Annotated in this window: 15 protein-coding genes; 5 read left to right on the top strand and 10 right to left on the bottom strand. The window is 71.2% G+C overall.

The window, feature by feature from the left end:
* Positions 1-112: 112 nt before the first annotated feature.
* The 7 genes from gap to ACWCQ1_RS05895 all read right to left on the bottom strand — a co-directional run bounded on the left by gap (position 113) and on the right by ACWCQ1_RS05895 (position 10,260).
* On the bottom strand, positions 113-1,120 hold the full coding sequence (gene gap / locus ACWCQ1_RS05865) for a type I glyceraldehyde-3-phosphate dehydrogenase (RefSeq protein WP_133042677.1): 1,008 nt from the start codon (positions 1,118-1,120) through the stop codon (positions 113-115).
* Between the two features lie 228 nt (positions 1,121-1,348).
* Positions 1,349-4,303 carry a M14 family metallopeptidase gene (locus ACWCQ1_RS05870; protein ID WP_358594868.1) on the bottom strand — a complete coding sequence of 985 codons (2,955 nt, stop codon included), beginning with the start codon at positions 4,301-4,303 and terminating at the stop codon, positions 1,349-1,351.
* Between the two features lie 144 nt (positions 4,304-4,447).
* Positions 4,448-5,437, bottom strand: a complete 990-nt coding sequence (gene whiA, locus ACWCQ1_RS05875; RefSeq protein ID WP_133042679.1) for a DNA-binding protein WhiA — start codon at positions 5,435-5,437, stop codon at positions 4,448-4,450.
* Positions 5,428-6,495, bottom strand: coding sequence for a gluconeogenesis factor YvcK family protein (locus tag ACWCQ1_RS05880; protein ID WP_133042680.1), 1,068 nt, complete (start codon positions 6,493-6,495; stop codon positions 5,428-5,430). Before ACWCQ1_RS05880 ends, whiA begins: the two co-directional genes overlap by 10 nt.
* On the bottom strand, positions 6,492-7,460 hold the full coding sequence (gene rapZ, locus ACWCQ1_RS05885) for an RNase adapter RapZ (RefSeq protein WP_133042681.1): 969 nt from the start codon (positions 7,458-7,460) through the stop codon (positions 6,492-6,494). The genes ACWCQ1_RS05880 and rapZ overlap by 4 nt, the downstream gene beginning before the upstream one ends.
* The gene (gene uvrC, locus ACWCQ1_RS05890) at positions 7,457-9,517 is read right to left on the bottom strand and encodes an excinuclease ABC subunit UvrC (RefSeq protein ID WP_451025932.1); all 2,061 of its coding nucleotides are present in this window, start codon (positions 9,515-9,517) and stop codon (positions 7,457-7,459) included. Before uvrC ends, rapZ begins: the two co-directional genes overlap by 4 nt.
* A 68-nt stretch (positions 9,518-9,585) precedes the next feature.
* On the bottom strand, positions 9,586-10,260 hold the full coding sequence (locus ACWCQ1_RS05895; protein ID WP_358594873.1) for a response regulator transcription factor: 675 nt from the start codon (positions 10,258-10,260) through the stop codon (positions 9,586-9,588).
* Between the two features lie 207 nt (positions 10,261-10,467).
* Here ACWCQ1_RS05895 and ACWCQ1_RS05900 point away from each other — a divergent pair, with 207 nt between their 5' ends.
* The gene (locus tag ACWCQ1_RS05900; protein ID WP_358594876.1) at positions 10,468-10,629 is read left to right on the top strand and encodes a hypothetical protein; all 162 of its coding nucleotides are present in this window, start codon (positions 10,468-10,470) and stop codon (positions 10,627-10,629) included.
* Positions 10,630-10,737: 108 nt separating this feature from the next.
* On the opposite strand, the gene ACWCQ1_RS05905 is transcribed toward ACWCQ1_RS05900, so the two are convergent.
* Together ACWCQ1_RS05905 and ACWCQ1_RS05910 are read right to left on the bottom strand one after the other, a co-directional pair.
* Entirely contained in the window at positions 10,738-13,395 is a 2,658-nt protein-coding gene (locus tag ACWCQ1_RS05905; RefSeq protein ID WP_451026017.1) for a PAS domain S-box protein, read from the bottom strand.
* A 273-nt stretch (positions 13,396-13,668) separates the two neighbouring features.
* Positions 13,669-15,027, bottom strand: coding sequence for an ABC transporter substrate-binding protein (locus tag ACWCQ1_RS05910; RefSeq protein WP_358594881.1), 1,359 nt, complete (start codon positions 15,025-15,027; stop codon positions 13,669-13,671).
* Between the two features lie 205 nt (positions 15,028-15,232).
* Here ACWCQ1_RS05910 and ACWCQ1_RS05915 point away from each other — a divergent pair, with 205 nt between their 5' ends.
* Positions 15,233-15,607 (top strand): response regulator, encoded by a 375-nt coding sequence (locus ACWCQ1_RS05915; protein WP_133042685.1) that lies wholly within the window; start codon positions 15,233-15,235, stop codon positions 15,605-15,607.
* A gap of 211 nt (positions 15,608-15,818) precedes the next feature.
* Entirely contained in the window at positions 15,819-16,772 is a 954-nt protein-coding gene (locus ACWCQ1_RS05920) for a hypothetical protein (RefSeq protein ID WP_451025933.1), read from the top strand.
* Between the two features lie 169 nt (positions 16,773-16,941).
* On the opposite strand, the gene ACWCQ1_RS05925 is transcribed toward ACWCQ1_RS05920, so the two are convergent.
* Positions 16,942-17,367, bottom strand: coding sequence for a Rieske 2Fe-2S domain-containing protein (locus ACWCQ1_RS05925; protein WP_451025934.1), 426 nt, complete (start codon positions 17,365-17,367; stop codon positions 16,942-16,944).
* Positions 17,368-17,561: 194 nt separating this feature from the next.
* Here ACWCQ1_RS05925 and ACWCQ1_RS05930 point away from each other — a divergent pair, with 194 nt between their 5' ends.
* Positions 17,562-18,620 carry a LacI family DNA-binding transcriptional regulator gene (locus ACWCQ1_RS05930; protein ID WP_358594887.1) on the top strand — a complete coding sequence of 353 codons (1,059 nt, stop codon included), beginning with the start codon at positions 17,562-17,564 and terminating at the stop codon, positions 18,618-18,620.
* Positions 18,621-18,668: 48 nt separating this feature from the next.
* On the top strand, positions 18,669-19,580 hold the full coding sequence (locus tag ACWCQ1_RS05935; RefSeq protein ID WP_451025935.1) for a carbohydrate kinase family protein: 912 nt from the start codon (positions 18,669-18,671) through the stop codon (positions 19,578-19,580).
* The last annotated feature ends 99 nt before the right edge of the window (positions 19,581-19,679 follow it).

The raw sequence follows: 19,679 nt of genomic DNA on the forward strand, positions 1-19,679 counted from the left end.
TGAGGGCTGCTCTGATCGTACGAGAGCTGTTCTGTACGTGAGTCAGGGCCCGGGCGGCGCGTCCCTGCGCCGCCCGAGCCCTGCTCTCACAGCAAAGTGCCTGCTCTGTGGATCAGAGCTGGTTGCCGACGAAGACCGTGAGGTCGACGAGGCGGTTGGAGTAGCCCCACTCGTTGTCGTACCAGCCGAGGATCTTCACCGACGTGCCCTCCTGGACCATGGTCAGGGAGGAGTCGAAGGTGCAGGAGGACGGGTCGCTGACGATGTCCGAGGAGACGATCTCGTCCTCGGTGTAGGTCAGGTAGCCCTGCAGCTCGCCCTCGGCGGCCTTCTTGAACGCGGCGTTGACCTCGTCCTTGGTGACCTCGCGGGACAGCTCCACGACGAGGTCGGTGGCCGAGCCGGTCGGGACCGGGACGCGCATGGCGATGCCGTCCAGCTTGCCCTTGAGCTGCGGGAGGACCAGCGCGGTGGCCTTCGCGGCACCCGTGGTGGTCGGGATGATGTTCTCGGCGGCGGCACGCGCGCGACGCAGGTCCTTGTGCGGGAAGTCCAGGATGCGCTGGTCGTTGGTGTACGCGTGCACCGTCGTCATCAGGCCCTTGACGATGCCGAAGTTCTCGTCGAGGACCTTGGCCATCGGCGCCACGCAGTTGGTGGTGCAGGAGGCGTTGGAGATGACGTGGTGGTTCGCCGGGTCGTACTTGTCCTGGTTGACGCCCATCACGATGGTGATGTCCTCATCCTTGGCCGGAGCCGAGATGATGACCTTCTTGGCGCCGCCGGCGATGTGCTTCGCGGCGTCTTCCTTCTTGGTGAAGATGCCGGTGGACTCGATGACGATGTCGGCGCCCAGCTCACCCCACGGGATGTCGGCGGGGTTGCGCTCGGACAGGACCTTGATGGTCTTGCCGTCGACGGTGATGGTGTCGGCGGTGTGCGAGACCTCGGCCTTGAGGCGGCCCAGGATGGTGTCGTACTTCAGCAGGTGAGCGGTGGTCGCGGTGTCACCCAGGTCGTTGACAGCCACGATCTCGATGTCAGCACCCTGCTCCAGCAGCGCGCGGAAGTAGTTGCGACCGATACGACCGAAGCCGTTGATGCCTACGCGGATCGTCACGAACCGATCTCCTCGTTGGTACGCCGGCCATGCGGTGCCGGCGAGCTCTGTTTGGGATGTCCCCGACCACCCCCGACCCTACCTCCCTGAGGGCTCCGGAGTGACATCGGATTGCCGCATACACGGGCAGGCGGTCCGTACCCGCCAGTAGGGGTACGGACCGCCCGGCTCGAAACGTCCGGTCACTCTTTTTGACTACGGAGTGCTAGTCATCGTTGACCAGCCTGTTCACCCTCCCAGGGCGGCGAGCGCCTTCTTGACGAGTGCGGCACGGTCCGCCGCCGCGGTGACGTGCTCCAGGCCGAAGCCCAGCAGCACGGTCCGGTCGGTGGTGACGGCGCCGTACGTCTTGAACAAGGCACCCGTGCGTTCCCAGTCCCTGAGCACGGCCGGGCTGCCCGCGGGCGGTCCGGTCACGCTCCAGGCGCCGAGCGAGGTCTCGAAGCCCTCGGTCTGCGTCGCCGTGCCGCCGAGGACGAGCGAGGCGTCGTCGGCGAGGACGCCGTGACCGCCGGTGCCCGGGTCGGTGACGTAGCTGATGGAGACCTGCACGGACTTGCCGGCGTAGGCGCTCAGGTCGTAGTTGACCTGCTGCCAGCCGCTGGAGGCGCCGGTGAGGCTGTTCCAGGCGCCGCTGGTGCCGGTGGCGGTGCACGCGTTGTCGCCGATGGTCAGGTAGTGCTTGAGCCACGGGTGTTCGTTGATCAGGAAGCCCGCCCCGCACTCCGAGGGGACGGTCTGGCTGCTCGCGCCGCCCTTCTCCGGGAGGGTCGTCCAGTCGTCGGCGCCGACCGTGTGGGCCTCGACGATCACATGGTCGTAGCCGGGCTCGGTGTCCCACAGCAACTGGCTGCGCAGGGTCGGCTGCTGGGCCGCCGTTACACCGGTGAGGTCGATGGTGCGGGTGAGGCGCTTGTAGGCGTCGTCGGTGTGCACGGCGGCCGCCATGGAGGAACCCGCGTAGGGCCCGTACGGGTTGACGGTCCCGGCGAACTGGCCCGCGCCGGCGCTGGCGAACTGCGGGTACTTGTCGGCGGGCAGCGAGTCGGAGGTGACGCTGTAGGTGCCGGCCCTGTCGAGGGGGTTGCCGGGCGCCGCGCCGAGGGGCCCGCCGAAGCCGCCGAGTTCACCGGATCCGGTGAAGCCCGTGGCGCCGGGGGTCGACGTACGGGAGTAGGCGCCCAGGTAGTACTGGCTGAAGTCGTTGGACAGGGTGCCGCCGCCGAGGTCGACGTTGCCGCCGGCCTGCTCGCCCGCCTCGATCAGCTTGCCGCCCTCGTTGAGGTAGGCACGCAGCTGGAGCTGGGTGGCGTTGCCGGGGACGCTCGCGCCCGTGTAGTGGACCACGGTCCTGAAGTGCTTCAGCACGCCGAGCGCGTCGGGCGCGCCCTGGGTGGCGACGTCCCAGACGAGGGCCTTGCGGCCGTTCGCCTTCAGCGCGTCCACATAGGTCTGCGCCTGCGTGGCGGTCGCGCCCTCCTCCGCGACGACGAGGGTGTCGGCCTTGGCGCGCTGGGCGACGGTGTAGGTGAAGTGCTCGCTGGAGACCTTCTTGCCGCTCCTGCCGCGGCCGGTGAACCACACCTCGACCTTGTCGCCCGGGTCGCCGTCCCGGACCTTGGCCCGGTACTCGTCGAAGTGCAGGTTGTCATCGCCGCCGTAGGTCTCGCCGCCCTTCCAGGCCCGCAGCGGCTCGTCCTTCGTACGGCCACCGTTGACGCGGTAGTTGAGCTCCTTGCCGCGGATCGCCTTGCGGGCGACGACGGAGACCTCCTGGTCGGCGCCGCGGGAGTAGGACGTGGAGAACGTCGCCGGGGTGAAGTCGGCGGCCTTCAGGCCGAGCGAGGAGGAGGGGGTGTCCGGGTGCTGGGCGGTCTCTGCGACCGAGAGCGCGAAGGGGATGTTCTTGACGAACTCCTGCTGGATCAGCTTCTCGTCGTCCGGGAAGTTGAACACGGACTGGCAGTCGGCCGCGTTCCACTGGTCGTTCGGGTCGAGGTTGGAGGCCGTCTGGCAGGTCGACATCTCGGGGGTGAACATCGACATGCCGTTGACGTTCGCCGCGTGGCCGTCCGCCTCGCCGTTGGTGGTGTACAGCTCCGAGGAGACCTGCGGACGGTAGCCCGGGATCGCGGAGTTGTCCGGGGTCCCCGCGAGCGCCTTGTAGACGACGTCGTCAGGGGTCGGGGTGGCCACCTGCCAGCCGACGCCGTAGAGGAGGAGTTGGGCGGCGGAGTGGTAGTTGACGCCGTAGGAGAAGCCGATGCGCTTCTCGAAGGCGTCGAGTGCCTTGGTCTCGGGCTCGGAGCCCGGGCTCGCGCCGCGGTAGGTCTCGCTGGTGGGGTTGGGGGACGAACCCTCGTCGTCATAGCCCCACTTGTAGGCGAAGTTGCGGTTGAGGTCGACGCCGTCGCCGGTGGAGATGACGCCGTCGCCGTTGACGTCCCGCAGGTTCTTGCGCCACAGACGGGTGTCGGAGTTCTTGAAGGTGTAGTCGTAGCCGTCGGGGTTGGCCGAGATCACGAACCACAGCTCGGTGGAGTCGACGATCTTCCTGATGCGCTTGTCGGTCTTGTAGTGCTCGATGTAGTAGTGCATCAGCCGGCGGGTCATCTCCGGCGTGATCCACTCACGCGCGTGCTGGTTGGACAGGTACAGCACGGAGGGCTTCGAGCCGTCCTTGGACTTCTTCGCGTCCTTGGTCAGTTTGAGCGCGAGGATGTCCTGGCCGTTGATCGTCTTGCCGATGGAGACGACCTTGGTCAGACCGGGGTTCTGCTGCCCGGTGCGGACGATCTCCTCCTTGATGCCGCCGCTTCCGCCGTACGGGCGGAACACTCCCTGGGCGGCGTTGTCGACCCGCTTCTCGGCCTTGGCCGAAAGTGTGTGCTCGGTGAGGTCGACGCCCTGCTTCTCGAGCTGGTGGGCCTGCCGACCGGTGAGATAGAGCTCGACCGAGGCGGTGCCCTTCGCGGGGACCTGCTCGGCGAGCTCCTGGCCGTCCTGTCCGGCCGCCAGCAGCAGGGGTACCTGCCTGGCGGTGACGTCCGCGCGGTAGACGTTGACCTCATTGGGATCCGAACCCTGTGACGGTCCGTTCTGTGCCTGGGCGATGGGTGCGAGGCTCGCTCCCCCGATCAGGAGCGCGCCGACAGCGAGGATCGATCTCGCTCTGTGTCTCATGAACCCCCCTAGCCGTCCTTCGTCACGGCGACGAAGTGTTGCCAGGCTCATGCCACTTCTCAGCCGAGTCAAGGGTGCCTCAAAGACAGTCAAACACCGGTGCCGACGGCCCAAGTGGGCGTCGGCACCGACGGGTTGACCCGGTCAGCCGACGAGGTTGTCGGCCATCTCCTCGGTGAGAGTGGAATCCGTGCCCGGGATACCGAGGTCGGAGGCGCGCTTGTCGGCCATCGCCAGCAGGCGGCGGATGCGGCCGGCGACGGCGTCCTTGGTCAGCGGCGGGTCGGCGAGTGCGCCCAGTTCCTCCAGCGAGGCCTGCTTGTGCTCCATGCGCAGCCGGCCGGCGGCCGCGAGGTGCTCGGGAACCTCCTCGCCGAGGATCTCCAGCGCGCGCTGGACGCGGGCGCCGGCGGCGACCGCCGCACGCGCGGAGCGGCGGAGGTTGGCGTCGTCGAAGTTGGCGAGACGGTTCGCCGTGGCCCGTACCTCGCGGCGCATCCGGCGCTCCTCCCAGGCCAGCACGGACTCGTGCGCGCCGAGGCGGGTGAGCAGGGCGCCGATCGCGTCGCCGTCCCGGACGACCACGCGGTCCACGCCGCGCACCTCGCGGGCCTTGGCGGCGATCGACAGACGGCGGGCGGCGCCCACCAGGGCGAGGGCGGCCTCGGGGCCGGGGCAGGTCACCTCCAGGGAGGAGGAGCGGCCGGGCTCGGTGAGGGAGCCGTGCGCCAGGAAGGCGCCGCGCCAGGCGGCCTCCGCGTCGCAGGTGGCCCCCGAGACCACCTGCGGGGGCAGGCCGCGGATCGGGCGGCCCCGCCCGTCCACCAGGCCGGTCTGCCGGGCCAGCTGGTCACCGCCGGCGACAACCCGGACGACGTAGCGCGAGCCGCGGCGCAGTCCGCCGGGCGCCATCACGATCAGTTCGGAGGAGTGGCCGAAGATCTCCAGGATGTCCCGCTTCAGGCGCCGGGCCGCCATCGCGGTGTCCAGCTCCGCCTCGATCACGATGCGCCCGCTGACCAGATGGAGGCCGCCGGCGAACCGCAGGACGGCGGAGACCTCCGCCTTTCTGCAGCAGGTCCGGGTGACGGGGAGCCGAGAGATCTCGTCCTTCACCGCTGCCGTCATCGCCATGGGCCGATCCTTCCATGCATCCGAAAAATACGGTCGTACGCGGCGGCCAGCAGCTCCGGGTCGTGCCGCGGAGTTCCGTCCCTCCGGGCCACCGGGGCCAGCTCGACCGCTGCTCCGAGCCGCCCTGCGGCTTCGGTGAGCACGTCGCGGTCGGGCACGGCGGCCTCGTCGGCCAGCACCACGTCCAGGGCGAGTTTAGGGGCGTGTCGTCCCAAAACCTCCAAATGACGCTGCGGGGAGAAGCCCTCGGTTTCTCCGGGCTGCGGGGCGAGGTTCAGCGAGAGTACCCGGCGCGCCTTGGTCTCGGTGAGCGCGTCCAGCAGTTCCGGCACGAGCAGGTGCGGGATGACCGAGGAGAACCAGGAGCCGGGGCCGAGCACCACCCAGTCCGCGTCCAGCACGGCCTCGACGGCCTCGGGGACGGCGGGCGGGTCGTGCGGCACGACGTGCACGGACTGCACCTCGCCGGGTGTGAGCGCCACGGTCGCCTGCCCGCGCACGGTGTCCACGTCCTCCGGCCGCGCCGGATCATGCCCCTTGACCAGGGCCTGCAGCTCCAGCGGTACGGCGGACATGGGCAGCACGCGCCCGTGCGCGCCGAGGAGCTTGCCCACCAGGTCCAGCGCCTGGACGTGGTCGCCGAGCTGCTCCCACAGGGCGACGATCAGGAGGTTGCCGACCGCGTGGTCGTGCAGGTCGCCCTGGGAGTGGAAGCGGTGCTGGATGACCCGGGCCCAGGTCTGACCCCAGTCGTCGTCGCCGCACAGCGCGGCCAGCGCCTTGCGCAGGTCGCCGGGCGGCAGCACGCCCAGCTCGTCGCGCAGGCGCCCGCTGGAGCCGCCGTCGTCGGCCACGGTGACGACGGCGGTGAGGTCGCCGGTGATCCGGCGCAGGGCGGCGAGCGAGGCGGACAGGCCCATGCCGCCGCCGAGGGCGACGACCTTGGGCTGGGCACCACGCCGGCGCGGCCGGGCACCGCGGGCCTCCACGGGCCGGGCGGCACGCGACTCGGGAACCGTCCGGCGCAGCCTGCTCAGCCGCACAGAGCGCTCCGTCATTCGCGTCCCATGTCCCGGTGCACGACCACCGTCTCCACGCCCTCGGCCGCCAGACGCGCGGCGAGCTTTTCCGACATGGCCACCGAGCGGTGCTTGCCACCGGTGCAGCCGATCGCGATCGTCACATACCGCTTGCCCTCGCGGCGGTAGCCCGCGGCGATCAGCCGGAGCAGCTCGGCGTAGCGGTCGAGGAACTCCTTGGCGCCGGGCTGGTTGAAGACGTACGCCGACACCTCCTCGTTGAGGCCGGTGAAGGGGCGCAGCTCCGGGACCCAGTGCGGATTGGGCAGGAAGCGCATGTCGGCGACCAGGTCGGCGTCCACGGGAAGGCCGTACTTGAAGCCGAAGGACATCACGGTGGCCCGCAGCTCGGGCTCCTCCTCGCCGGCGAACTGGGCGTCCATCTTGGCACGCAGCTCGTGCACGTTGAGGCTGGAGGTGTCGATGACCAGGTCGGCGTCGCCGCGCAGCTCGCGCAGCAGCTCGCGCTCGGCGGCGATGCCGTCGACGATCCGGCCGTCGCCCTGCAGGGGGTGCGGGCGGCGCACCGACTCGAAGCGGCGCACCAGGGCCTCGTCGGAGGACTCCAGGAAGACGATCCGCCGGGTGACGTTCTTGGCCTCCAGGTCGGCGAGGGACTCGCGGAGGTTGTCGAAGAAGCGGCGGCCGCGGACGTCCACGACGACCGCGATCCGTGCCACGTTGCCCTGCGACCGGGCGCCGAGCTCCACCATGGTGGGGATCAGCGCGGGCGGGAGGTTGTCGACGACGAACCAGCCCAGGTCCTCCAGGCACTTGGCCGCCGTCGACCTGCCCGCGCCCGACATTCCGGAGATGATCACCAGCTCGGGGATGGCCGCCTCGGGGAGCCCGCCCTGGTCGCCGGTCGTGCCCGTACTCACCTGTGCTTCGTCTCCGCCCTGGTCCGTCTGCCCTTGTTGCTCGTCGTGCTCGTTCACATTCATGTCTCCTGCCCCCGTCGTTCGTCCGGGGCGCCCGTCGTCACGGGCTCCCCACCGGAACCCATGGTGCCGGGTTCCTCCTCCATGATCTCTCCAGTCGTCATGTTGACGGCGGGTGCGGCGGGAGCCGCCTGGGCGAGGGCCACGGCGATCGTCTCGGCCGTCTTGCGGCCTATGCCGGGGACCTCGCAGATCTGGTCGATGGTGGCGGACCGCAGTCTCTTGAGCGAGCCGAAGTGCTTCAGCAGAGCCTGCTTGCGGGTGTCGCCGAGGCCGGGCACCTCGTCCAGGGGGCTGGCCTTGAAGCGTTTGGCCCGCTTGGTGCGCTGGTAGGTGATCGCGAAACGGTGGGCCTCGTCGCGGACGCGCTGCAGCAGGTAGAGGCCCTCGCTGGTGCGGGGCAGGACGACCGGGTCGTCCTCGTCCGGCAGCCATACCTCCTCCAGTCGCTTGGCGAGGCCGCAGACGGCGATGTCGTCGATGCCGAGCTCGTCGAGGGCCTCCTTGGCGGCGGCGACCTGCGGCTGGCCGCCGTCGACCACGACCAGCTGGGGCGGGTAGGCGAACTTCTTCGGGCGGCCGTCCTCGTCCTTGAGGCCTGTCCCGAGGTCACCCGCGAGGCCGTCCTCGTGACCGTCCTCGACCCACTCACCGGTCTTCTCCTTCTCCGCGAGGTAGCGCCGGAAGCGGCGGGTGATCACCTCGTGCATGGAGCGGACGTCGTCCTGTCCGGCGAAGCCCTTGATCTGGAAGCGGCGGTACTCGCTCTTGCGCTGCAGACCGTCCTCGAAGACCACCATGGAGGCCACGACGTCGTCGCCCTGGAGGTGCGAGATGTCGTAGCACTCGATACGCAGGGGAGCGCTGTCGAGGTCGAGGGCCTCGGCGATCTCCTCCAGGGCCCGCGAGCGCGTGGTGAGGTCGGAGGCTCGCTTGGTCTTGTGCAGCGCGAGGGCCTGCAGGGCGTTGCGCTGCACGGTCTCCATGAGGGCCTTCTTGTCGCCGCGCTGCGGGATGCGCAGCGAGACGCCCGAACCGCGGCGGTCGGCGAGCCACTCCTGGACGGGCTCGACCGGGTCGGGCAGGGCCGGGACCAGGACCTCCTTGGGGACCGAGTCGCCCTTCTCCTCGCCGTAGAGCTGCTGCAGGGCGTGCTCGACGAGGGCGCCGGTGGTGATCTCCTCGACCTTGTCGGTGACCCAGCCGCGCTGGCCGCGCACGCGTCCGCCGCGCACGTGGAAGATCTGCACGGCCGCCTCCAGCTCGTCCTCGGCGACGGCGATCAGGTCGGCGTCGGTCGCGTCGGCGAGCACGACCGCGTTCTTCTCCATGGCCTTCTTCAGGGCCTCGATGTCGTCGCGCAGGCGGGCGGCGCGCTCGTACTCCATCTCCTCGGCCGCCTCGGTCATCCGCTTCTCCAGGCGGCGGATGTACGTGCCCGTGCGGCCGGCCATGAAGTCGCAGAACTCCTCGGCCAGTTCGCGGTGCTCCTCCGGGTCGACGCGGCCGACGCAGGGCGCCGAGCACTTGCCGATGTAACCGAGCAGACAGGGACGGCCGGTGCGGGTGGCGTTCTTGAAGACGCCCGCCGAGCAGGTGCGCACGGGGAAGACGCGCAGCAGCAGGTCGACCGTGTCCCGGATGGCCCACGCGTGTCCGTAGGGCCCGAAGTACCGGACGCCCTTGCGCTTGTGGCCGCGCATCACCTGCACGCGCGGGAACTCCTCGTTCATCGTCACCGCGAGGTACGGATAGCTCTTGTCGTCGCGGTACTTGACGTTGAACCGGGGGTCGAACTCCTTGATCCAGGAGTACTCCAGCTGCAGGGCCTCGACCTCCGTGGACACCACGGTCCACTCCACGGACGCGGCGGTGGTGACCATCGTCCGGGTGCGCGGGTGCAGGTTCGCCAGGTCCTGGAAGTAGTTCGCCAGGCGCTGGCGCAGGCTTTTCGCCTTTCCGACGTAGATCACCCGGCGGTGCTCGTCACGGAACCTGTACACCCCGGGAGAGTCCGGGATCTGTCCCGGCTGGGGGCGGTAGCTGGAGGGGTCGGCCATGTCTCACACCCTACTGGCGAGGGCTGACACCGCGTCGGGCCTGTGGACAACGCCTGGCCGGACTCCACCTAGCGGGACTCCAGGAAGGTCAGGACGGCCAGGACCCGGCGGTGGTCGTCGGTGTCCTCGGTGAGGCGGAGCTTGCCGAGGATGCTGCGGACGTGTTTCTCGACCGTGCCCTCGGTGACCCACAGACGGCGGCCGATGCCGGCGTTCGAGCGGCCCTCGGCCATGAGGGCGAGGACCTCGCGCTCCCGGGCGCTGAGCTGGGCGAGGGGGTCGTCGCGGCGCTGGGCCGAGAACAGCTCCTGCACCAGGGAGGGGTCGACGACCGAGCCGCCCCGCCGGACGCGCTCCAGGGCCTCGATGAACTCGTCGACGGCCGTGACCCGGCTCTTGAGCAGATAGCCGACCTTGCGGCCGCTCGCCAGCAGCTCCAGCGCCTCCTCGACCTCGACGAACGCCGACAGGACCAGGATGCCGGTGTCGGGGTGGCGCTCCCGGATCGTGCGGGCCGCCTTGAGTCCTTCGGTGGAGTGGTCCGGCGGCATCCTGATGTCGACGATCGCGAGGTCGGGGCGGTGCGCGGCGACCAGTTCGAGGAGGCCCACGGCGTCTCCGGCCTGCCCCACCACGTCGTACCCGACCCGCTCGCACAGGCTGGCGAGCCCCTCGCGGAGCAGCACGTCGTCGTCGGCGAGGACGACCCGTCCCCGTGCCGGCCGCTGCGATGCGTCGTCCATGGTCCCGGCTCCCCTTGCCCGGCCGATCGGTGCGCGCCCCAACAGCCTGCCGCACCCACGGGGTTCCGGCTAGCCGGAAGCGGGATTGGAGGCTCGCGGTGACGACAACGGACCCGGTCACGGGCGATTCTCGATGCAGTGCAGAGCAGGGCGGACCGGCCGGTCCAGGCTAGTCGCCGGCCTGCCACGGGTCGAAGGGCTGCGGAAATGCGTCGGACGCGGATGGAGAAGCCACGGCGGCCGGTCCGCGCCCGCCGGTACCAGGACGACACGCACGCGTGGAGCGAGCTGCTGGATCCGCGGGACCACGAGATCGTGCGGGCCAAGCGCCCGCGGAGCACTGATCACGGCGGCACGGGCCGCACCTAGAGCCGGACGGACGCCTCTCCGTCCGACAGGACCGCCCGGAGCGTACGCGACGTCACCAGTCCAGGACTCCCCCGCCTGGGCGACTCCCCCGGCGTACGCCTCGGGCGGTCACACGTCCGTCGGGGGCACGGCCAGCGGCAGCCGCACCCGCACGGTCGTGCCCTCGCCGGGCGGGCTGCGGACATCCAGCTTGCCGCCGATCGCCTCCACCCGGTCGATCAGCCCGATGAGACCCGAGCCCCGGCCGGGCTCGGCCCCTCCGGCCCCGTCGTCGGCGACGGTCAGCTCCAGGACGTCGTCACGGACCTTCGCTTCGACGCGCACCACGCGTGCGTGCGCGTGCTTGGCGGTGTTGGTGAGGCACTCGGAGATCACGTAGTACGCGGCCACCTCCGGCTGCTCCGGCAGACGGGCGGCGGGCAGGGCGAGGTCGAGCTCCACGGGGACGGCCGAGCGACGGGCCAGGGAACGCAGTGCGGGACCGAGGCCGCCCTTGGACAGGATCGCCGGGTGAATGCCGCGGGCGACCTGGAGCAGGTCCTGGAAGGCGTCGTCGAGCCCCTTGCTGACATGGGAAAGCTGTTCGGACAGCTCGGAGGTGGGGTCGGTGACCAGGGACTCGGCCAGCCGCAGATCGAGTTGGAGGGCGACGAGGCGCTGCTGGACACCGTCGTGCAGATCGCGCTCGATACGGCGCCGCGAGGCGTCCGCGGCGGCCACCACGCGCGCGCGTGAGGCGGTGAGCTGGGCGCGGCTGTCGGCGTTGGCGATGGCGGTGGCGATGAGCTCGGTGAAGTCGGCCAGCCGATCCTCCGTGCCGCGGTCCAGTGCCTCCCGCAGGGACGCAGCGACGACGAATCCCCACAGCCGGTCGTCGACGACGATGGGCGCGGCGACGGCCCTGCCGGCCCGGGCGGCGCGTCCGGTCCGGGTCACCTCGTGGATCGCCCGGCGTGCGGCGTCCCGTCGGGCATCACGCGAGGCCGGTTCGAACACCTCCGGGTCGTGCGCGGTCCCGAGGACCGTACGGCTGCCGTCGGGATGATGTCGCAGCACGGCCGCTGTCGTCCCCAGCAACTCGCCCACCTCCTCCGCCACCCGTGTGAACACCTCCTCGGGCGGGGCGCCACGGGCCACGAGGGTGGCGACCCGGCGCAGCGCGGCCTGTTCTCGGGCGTGCCTGCGGCTCTCGGTGACGTCCCGGGCGGCGGCGTAGACGAGGCCCTGCTCCGGCACCGGCCGCGCGCTCCACTGCAGCCAGCGTTCGGTGCCGTCCGCGCGCAGATAGCGGTTCTCGAACTCGGCCACTTCGACGCCGCTCGCCAGCCGGTCGAGGGCCGCCCGCGTGTCGGCCCGGTCCTCCTCGTGCACGAACTCGGTGAACGGCCTGGACAGCAGCGTCTCCGCCGAGTGGCCGAGGGTCCGTTCGAAGGCGGGGTTGACCCGCTTGAAGTAGCCGTCGACCCCGGTGATGCACAGCAGATCGAGGGAGAGGTTGAAGATGCTCTCCAGCTCCTCCTCGGCCCGCCTGCGTCGGCCGTGCGCCGCCGCGAACGACGCCATGGTGGCGTTCATGCCGCCCAGCAGCTGCGCCCAGGTCCCCGCGAAGGCCCCGACGTCCGCCCGGTGGCCGAGCCGGTTGTCGTCGATCGCCGTGTTCAGGGAACGGATCTCGGCCGCCAGCCGTTCCGTGGTCACCCGCAGTTCGCGGAACGTGTCGGCCACGTCCCCGAGTTCGTCGCGTCCCGCGTACCGGATGTCGTACGACAGATCGCCCTCCGACAGGGCCCGGGCGCCCGCGGCGACCTCGCGCAGCGGCCGGGTGATGGAGCGCCGCAGGGCCAGGGCGAGGACCGTGACCACGACCAGGACGGCAAGGGAGAGGGCGAGGTCACGCAGCGCGCGGACCTTCGCGGTGTGCAGGTCGTGGGCGGCCGTCCCGGCGAGTTCGCGCGCCGCCTGGTCCTGGATACCGCGCAGGGAGTCGATACGGGCCCGGGAGTCGGCCAGCCAGCTGTCGTACGACGGCCAGTGCGCGGTCCGTGGATCGGCCGCGGCGAGCATGTCGCGCACGCTGCGGACGGCGCGTCCGGGCTTCCCGAACCGTGTCGCGTACAGCTCGGCCCGCAGCGGGGCGGAGGTGTCGCGGCGGAACTCCCGCAGCTGTGCCTCCTCCAGCGCGGGCCAGCGCCCGGCCGCGGTGGGCCGGTGGGCGAGGGGGGTGCTGAGCAGAATGGCCACCTCGGCACGCTCCCGTTCCCCGGCCTCGATGGCCTGCAGGAGCGCGATGTGCGCGTCGGCCGCACGCCCCGCCGCCCTGGTCGGGCCTCCCGATTCCAGGTCGGCGACGGTGTCGAGCAGTTCGTCCTGAACCGTCTGGTACTGCTGCACGACCGCGCTCGCGGAGAGCGAGCCGGTGTCGGTCTGTGCCCGGATGGCGTGCAGTTGGCGGCCGAAGGCGCCGAGTTCGCCGGCGACATCGGCCCCGGACCAGGCGCCGGCCCGCTCGGTGGCCGTGGTCAGGGCCCGGTCCGTGGACCGCTCGGCGGCGGCCCGCTCGCCGAGGGTGTCCCGGTCGGGCCGCAGACGGGCCAGCACGGCGGCGATCCGCTCTCGGGCGACCGCGTCGGAGACCCCGGTGGTCTCGAACGACACCCGGGTCGCGGTGTGGAAAAGGTCCAGTTCCCGCGCCTGCTGCCACTGGGCGACGGCGCTGAACGCGGTGAAGGCGAGCATGGCGGCCACCGGCAGCAGCACGAGCAGCATCAGCTTGCTGCCGACGCGGAGTCGGGCGAGCAGGGGCGGACCGTTCCCGCCCCGGAGGCGGCGCACGACCGGACCTAGTACCGGGAACGGGCGCCGGTGACGTCCGGAAAATCCGCCGGAGCCCGTCTGTTGGCGTTCGTCATGCGCACCACACCTCCCGCCGACCCCACCACGGGCGTGAGGTCGTACGTGTCCTCGGTGTCCCGGCTCGCGGGGTTTCCCCCGTGGGGTTTCCCCAGCATGCCCGTGCGACCGGCGGCGGTCCAGGCCGGGTCAGGGGCCCTTCTGCGGATAGCCGTCGTGGGCCGCGATGTCCTCGTCGATCCGGTGGGCCGCCTGATCGAGCGTGGCCCTGACCGGGGCGTGCTCGAGGACGATCCTCCTGAAGGCCCAGGAGAAGGCCGCCGTGATCGCCGGATAGGCAGGCGTCTGCGGACGCGGCCGGGCGACCCCGCCGCGCAGTTGGTCGATGTAGAGGTGCTCGGCGCCGTTCGGGCCGAACCGCGGTGAGAGCCGCACGGCGCTGTTCGTGGCCGGGACGGCCCCGTTGGCCACGCTCATCCGGTGGACCTCCCGCGGTTCGAGCAGGTAGGCCAGGAATCGCCAGACCGCGTCGCCGTCGGCGGTACCGGCCGGGATGCCCCACTGCCAGGAGCCCATGCCGGTGACGGTGCCCTTGCCGAAGTCGGGCAGCGGCACGATGGCGACATCGCCCGGGAACGCCCTCGTGTTCTCGCCGAACACCCAGTGCCCGAGCCAGGAGACGACACTGCGGCCCTGGACGAAGGCCTGATCGTCCCTGCCCGGGTCGACGAGTCCCTCCTCGACCCAGCTCTGGATGATCGTGAGCGCCCTGACGGACGCGGCGCTGTTGAGGTACCCCTCGGCCCTCCGGTGGTTCAGCGGGTCGACGAGATCACCGCCCGCCGACCAGACGGCGGGCGCGAAGCCGTACGTGGGCCACTCGTCGCCGGGCTTCGTGGACTCGAGATACAGGTCGAGCGGCGTCCGGTGGCCAAGCCCCCGGAGCCGGTGCAGTATCCCGGTGAACTCTGCGGCGCTCCACGCGTCCGCCGGTCCCGTGGGGATACGGATGCCGGCCTTGCGCAGCACGGACTTGCGGACGTAGAGCCCCAGGCCGGAGTCGAACGTGCCCACGCCCCACAGCCGGCCCGCGTAGGTGCCCTGCCGGCGGATCGAGGGCAGCAGGTCGTCCCGGACGGAGCGCGGCACACAGGAGTCGATCGGCCTCAGCCTGCCGGACCACGCGTAGCTGTAGAGGTTCGGCCCGTCGAAGTCGAGCAGGTCGGGAAGGTCGCCGCTGGCCGCGGCGGAGTTCACCAGCTCGCCGTAGGACCGCCGTCCCGGCAGGGGCACCAGCTCCACGCGGACCTGGTGCTGCGCCCTGTTGAAGTCCGCGACCTGGCTGCGCAGGGTGCCGATCTCGCCGGGCTGCTCGGAGTGGAACCAGACGGTGATGTTTGCGGTGCCCTCGATCCGGCCGTCACAGGTGGTGTCGCCCGGGACCCTGCGCGTTGTGTCGTCACCGCCCCCGCCACCATCGCATCCAGCCAGTAGCAGGGCGGCCCCCAGCAGTCCCGAGACCAGCTTGCTCCCGAGCGAAGCCCGCATCGCGCACCCCCACTCGACCGGACGACCACGGTCTTTCCAGGGCGGATCCATGCTACCGCCGGTGACACCCGGCTGCGCAGGGTGAGCGCGAACCCGCGTGCGAGGAACGGGACTTCGGCGCGTTCCAGCTGACGGGTAACGCCGCTCCCGACTCTTTCCGGGTAGCGGGAAAGCGCAATCAACCCGCGCTTGGCACCCTGTCCGCATGTCCCTGCGCTGTCTTCTCGTCGATGACAGCATCCGGTTCCTGGAGGCCGCACGCACCCTGCTCGAACGCGACGGGATTCCCGTCGTCGGCCTGGCCTCGACGGGTGCGGAGGCGCTCGCGCGGGCGGCGGAGCTGGTCCCGGACATCGTCCTGGTGGACCTCGACCTCGGCGGCGAGAGCGGTTTCGATCTCGCGGCGGAGCTGGCCGGCCGGGTCTCCAGCGTCATCATCCTGATCTCGACCCACGCACTGGAGGACTTCGAGGAACTCGTCGCCGCCAGCCCGGCCCGCGGTTTCCTGCACAAGTCCGACCTGTCCGCACGGGCGATACGGGAGGTGCTCGGCAACGGCGGCGGGGCCGCACCGAGTTGAGGGGACCTGGCAGGTCTCGGCCAGGAGCGCGGGACTGTTGGGCTTCAGGTGTTGTCGGGACTTGGTCAACACGCTTCAATGCGTGGGAACTCGGGGCCGTGAACGACGGCGTACGGATGTGAAGACGCCCCGACGCCGACGGGGTGGCCCCGACAACCAGCGTGAACCCGGCCCGACCAGCCGTAGCGAGACTTCACAGAAAGGCCCCTGCATGCCGCACGCCACACAGCACGCGGACGTCGCCGCCGTCGCCACCGCGGAACTGGACTCGGCTCTGCGAGGCGGCCCCTTCCATGTCGCGCTGCGCGCCGCCATCGCCGCCCGCGGCCTGCCGCTGCAGCGCGTGCAGCACCATCTCTCGCGCTACGGGGTCAAGGTCGGTGTCACCAGCCTGAGTTACTGGCAGCAGGGCGCCCGGCGCCCGCAGCGCCCCGAGTCCCTGCGTGCGGTACGGGCCCTGGAGGAGATACTCCAGCTGCCGGAGGAGTCCCTGATCCGGCTGCTCGCCGAGACCGACGAGGCCTTGCCGGGACAGCGGTCCGCGGGCCGTTCCTACCGCTCCCTGGTGGAGGCGTCGGACGTGCTGGAACGGCTGCTGACCGAGCTGAGCCTGCCGCCGGACGGTGGTCTGCACACCCTCGGACACCATGAGCGGGTCCACATCGGGGCGTGCCGCGAGCTGGCGGGGCGCGAGTCGCACCACATCGTGCGCGCCCACATGGACGGTGTCGACCGCTTCGTGGCCGTCCACCACGGCGACCCGGGATGCGTGCCGGAGCGGGTGCGGGTCCACGCACTGGAGAACTGCCGGACGGGACGCGTGCGCGTGCACCAGGACACCGGCGTGCTCATCGCCGAACTCCTCTTCGACACCCGTCTGCGGGCCGGGGACACCTACCTCTTCCGCTACGGCGTCGAGGACGGCACGGCCGGCGTCTCCCGCGAGTACGTCCGGGGGTTCGGACCGGCGGGCGGCCAGTACGCGCTCCAGGTCCGCTTCGACGAGCGCGCCCTGCCGGTGCGCTGCCACCGCTTCGCCCAGCACTCACCGGCGGCCCCCCGCAGCGGCCGCCAGGAACTCCCCCTCAGCGGCCACCACTCGGTCCACCTCGTCGAACCGCGGGTGCGCGCGGGGATCGTGGGGATCGGGTGGGACTGGGAGTGAGCCGGGCCAGGGGGTGAGGGGCGAGGCTGAGGGTCGGGGACTTAGGGTCGAGGGCGGTCGGCGTCGCCGGGTTGGCCGTCGCTATGCCGTGGAGGACGCGCGGACCGTCCTGACCTTGTGGTGCGCCTGATCTGATCAGCGCGCGTGCCGTCCTCCGGGGAGGCCCTCGTCAGGCCCCCGGCCCGGCGACGATCTTGCCGTTCCTGGTCGCCACCGGCAGCGAGTGCAGTGGTTCGGTCGCCGGGGAGCTCAGCACCTTGCCGGTCCTGGCGTCGAACTCGCTGCCGTGGCACGGGCAGACGAGCGTAGTCCCCTCCAGCTTGTCGATCGGGCACCCCGCGTGCGTGCAGATCGTGCTGTACGCATTCAGTGAACCGTTCTCGCCCCGGCTGACCACGACGTTGTGATCCCGGTACAGCTCGGCGCTCCCCTTGGCGATCCCGCTCTCGTCGGCGAGTTCGACCGGTGCGGTCGGGGTCGCCGGTGCGGTGACCCCGCCTGCGGCGGAGCAGGCGGTGAGGCCGAGCCCGGCCACCGGGGTCAGGGCCGCTCCGCGCAGGACGGTACGGCGGCTCGGGGAGGGACGGCCGGGCATGCGGATCTCCACTGGTCGGGGGTGGTGCACGCGGCACGATAGCGGGGGTGGTTCCTCCGGGTTCGAGCGGGTTGGCTGTCCCTGGGGAGGTTGGCTGGACGTAAACGTTTGCGCAAGCGTTTACGTCCGCCGTCGGATGGGATAGCTTCCCGGCCTGGGCCTTCGCCGGCCCGGAAACCGAGAGAGGGGGCGCCATGCCGACCATGGCCGATGTCGCGCGCAGCGCCGGTGTGTCCGTGGCGACCGTCTCGCACGTCCTCAACGACACCCGGCCGGTCCTGCCCCACACCCGCCAGGCGGTCCTGGATGCGATCGACCGCCTCGGCTACACCCCCAACACCCTGGCCCGCTCCCTGGTGACCTCGCGCACCCGGTCCATCGGGCTGGCGGTGTCGGCGATCAGCAACCCGTACTTCACGGAGATCCTCCAGGGTGTCGAGGCCCGCGCCCTGGAACACGGCTACAGCCTCCTCATCGCCGACCCGCACGACGACCCGGCGCACGAGCGCAAGGTCGTCCAGCTGCTGCACGAGCGCCGCGTGGACGGCATGATCGTCGCCCCTTCCGCGAACCCACGGGAACTCGTCGCCTACCTCGGACGCCACCAGGTCCCGGCCGTCTTCCTAGACCGGCTCGTCGACACCCCGGCCGACGGCGCGCCCCGCTACGACCAGATCTGCGCCGAGAGCGCCGAACCGACCGCCCGGCTCGTCACCCACCTCGCCGAACTCGGCCACCGCCGCATCGCCCTGGTCGCCGGTCTGCCCGGGTTCAGCACCACCCGCGAGCGCATCACCGGCTACCGCCACGGCCTCGCCGCCTCCGGACTCCCCTACGACGAACGCCTCGTCGTGCACGGCGACTCCGAGTCACCCGGCGCGGAACGCGCCACCGCGGCCCTCCTCTCCCTCACCGCCCCGCCCACCGCACTCGTCACCGCCAACAACGCGATGACCATCGGCGCCCTGCGCGCCCTGCGCGACCGCGGCCTGTCCGTGCCCGAGGACATCGCGCTGTGCTGCTTCGACGACTTCGCCTGGGCCGACCTCTTCTCACCCCGGCTGACCTCGATAGCCCAGCCCAGCAGGGAGATCGGCGCCCGGGCCGTACGTCTCCTCCTGGACCGCCTCGCCTCCCCGGACCGCCCGGCCCGCACCGTGCGGCTGCCGTGCGTCTTCGTCCACCGCGGCTCGTGCGGGTGCCCGGAGGAACCCGGCAATGCCCGACGCCCGGAACCGCCCGCACGGTCGTAGTCCCCACACAGCCCCAGCACCCCGGAAGTTCGAGAAAGGAAGCGTCTCGTGATCGTCGTCGCCGGTGAGGCCCTGATCGATCTGGTACCGCAGGGCACGGGTGCCCTCGCGGGACTGCAGCCGGCGCTCGGCGGCGGCCCCTACAACACGGCCGTGGCCCTCGGCCGTCTCGGCTCTCCCACCGCCTTCTGCTCCCGGACCTCGTACGACGCCTTCGGCGAGGCCCTGCTGGACGGGCTCCGGCGGGCGAACGTGGACGTCTCTGCCGTGCAGCGCGGTACGGAGCCGACCACGCTCGCCGTCGCCACGATCGACGAGACCGGATCGGCCGCGTACTCCTTCTACGTCGACGGCACCGCCGACCGGCTGTTCACCGCCCCCGAGACGCTGCCGGCCGGGACCCGGGCCGTCTCCTTCGGCACCTGCTCTCTCGTCCTGGAGCCTGGCGCGACCGCCTACGAGAGCCTGCTGCGGGCCGCGGCGGACCAGGGGGTGTTCACCGCGCTCGACCCCAACATCCGGACGGTCCTGATTCCCGACGCGGACGCCTACCGGGCACGTTTCAAGAGCTGGCTGCCCTCGGTGTCCCTGCTGAAGCTGTCCGAGGAGGACGCCCGGTGGCTGGGCGGCACCCCGCGCGAGTGGCTGGCCGCCGGGCCCGCGGCCGTCGTGATCACCCATGGCGGGGACGGGCTGACCGCCTTCACCCGGGACGGCGCCGTGTACCCGGTGCCGGGCGAGAAGGTCGAGGTCGTGGACACGATCGGCGCCGGCGACACCGTGAACGCGGCTCTGCTGCACGGTCTCGCCACTCAGGACGCCCTGTCCTCGGAGGGGCTGGCGGAGCTGGGCCGGGAGGGCTGGACCCGGCTGCTGCGGTTCGCGGCGCGCGCGGCCGCCGTCACCTGCTCCCGCGCGGGCGCCGAGCCGCCGTACGCCTCCGAACTCGGGGACTGGTGAGGGGCGTACAACCTTCCCTTCGCCGAGTTTCCGCGCTGATTTCCGCTGTTCAGGAGTCAAGGTCCCGCATGGCCGCGGAAATCCCGCGGCTGTTTTCGC

The organism is Streptomyces sp. NPDC002144 (assembly GCF_053593695.1).

Bases quoted from the DNA above. Each gene is read 5' to 3' on its own strand.
- ACWCQ1_RS05870 (WP_358594868.1), bottom strand. From the start codon at position 4,303: ATGAGACACAGAGCGAGATCGATCCTCGCTGTCGGCGCGCTCCTGATC.
- whiA (WP_133042679.1), bottom strand. From the start codon at position 5,437: ATGGCGATGACGGCAGCGGTGAAGGACGAGATCTCTCGGCTCCCCGTC.
- ACWCQ1_RS05880 (WP_133042680.1), bottom strand. From the start codon at position 6,495: ATGACGGAGCGCTCTGTGCGGCTGAGCAGGCTGCGCCGGACGGTTCCC.
- rapZ (WP_133042681.1), bottom strand. From the start codon at position 7,460: ATGAATGTGAACGAGCACGACGAGCAACAAGGGCAGACGGACCAGGGC.
- uvrC (WP_451025932.1), bottom strand. From the start codon at position 9,517: ATGGCCGACCCCTCCAGCTACCGCCCCCAGCCGGGACAGATCCCGGAC.
- ACWCQ1_RS05895 (WP_358594873.1), bottom strand. From the start codon at position 10,260: ATGGACGACGCATCGCAGCGGCCGGCACGGGGACGGGTCGTCCTCGCC.
- ACWCQ1_RS05900 (WP_358594876.1), top strand. From the start codon at position 10,468: ATGCGTCGGACGCGGATGGAGAAGCCACGGCGGCCGGTCCGCGCCCGC.
- ACWCQ1_RS05905 (WP_451026017.1), bottom strand. From the start codon at position 13,395: ATGCTGCTCGTGCTGCTGCCGGTGGCCGCCATGCTCGCCTTCACCGCG.
- ACWCQ1_RS05910 (WP_358594881.1), bottom strand. From the start codon at position 15,027: ATGCGGGCTTCGCTCGGGAGCAAGCTGGTCTCGGGACTGCTGGGGGCC.
- ACWCQ1_RS05915 (WP_133042685.1), top strand. From the start codon at position 15,233: ATGTCCCTGCGCTGTCTTCTCGTCGATGACAGCATCCGGTTCCTGGAG.
- ACWCQ1_RS05920 (WP_451025933.1), top strand. From the start codon at position 15,819: ATGCCGCACGCCACACAGCACGCGGACGTCGCCGCCGTCGCCACCGCG.
- ACWCQ1_RS05925 (WP_451025934.1), bottom strand. From the start codon at position 17,367: ATGCCCGGCCGTCCCTCCCCGAGCCGCCGTACCGTCCTGCGCGGAGCG.
- ACWCQ1_RS05930 (WP_358594887.1), top strand. From the start codon at position 17,562: ATGCCGACCATGGCCGATGTCGCGCGCAGCGCCGGTGTGTCCGTGGCG.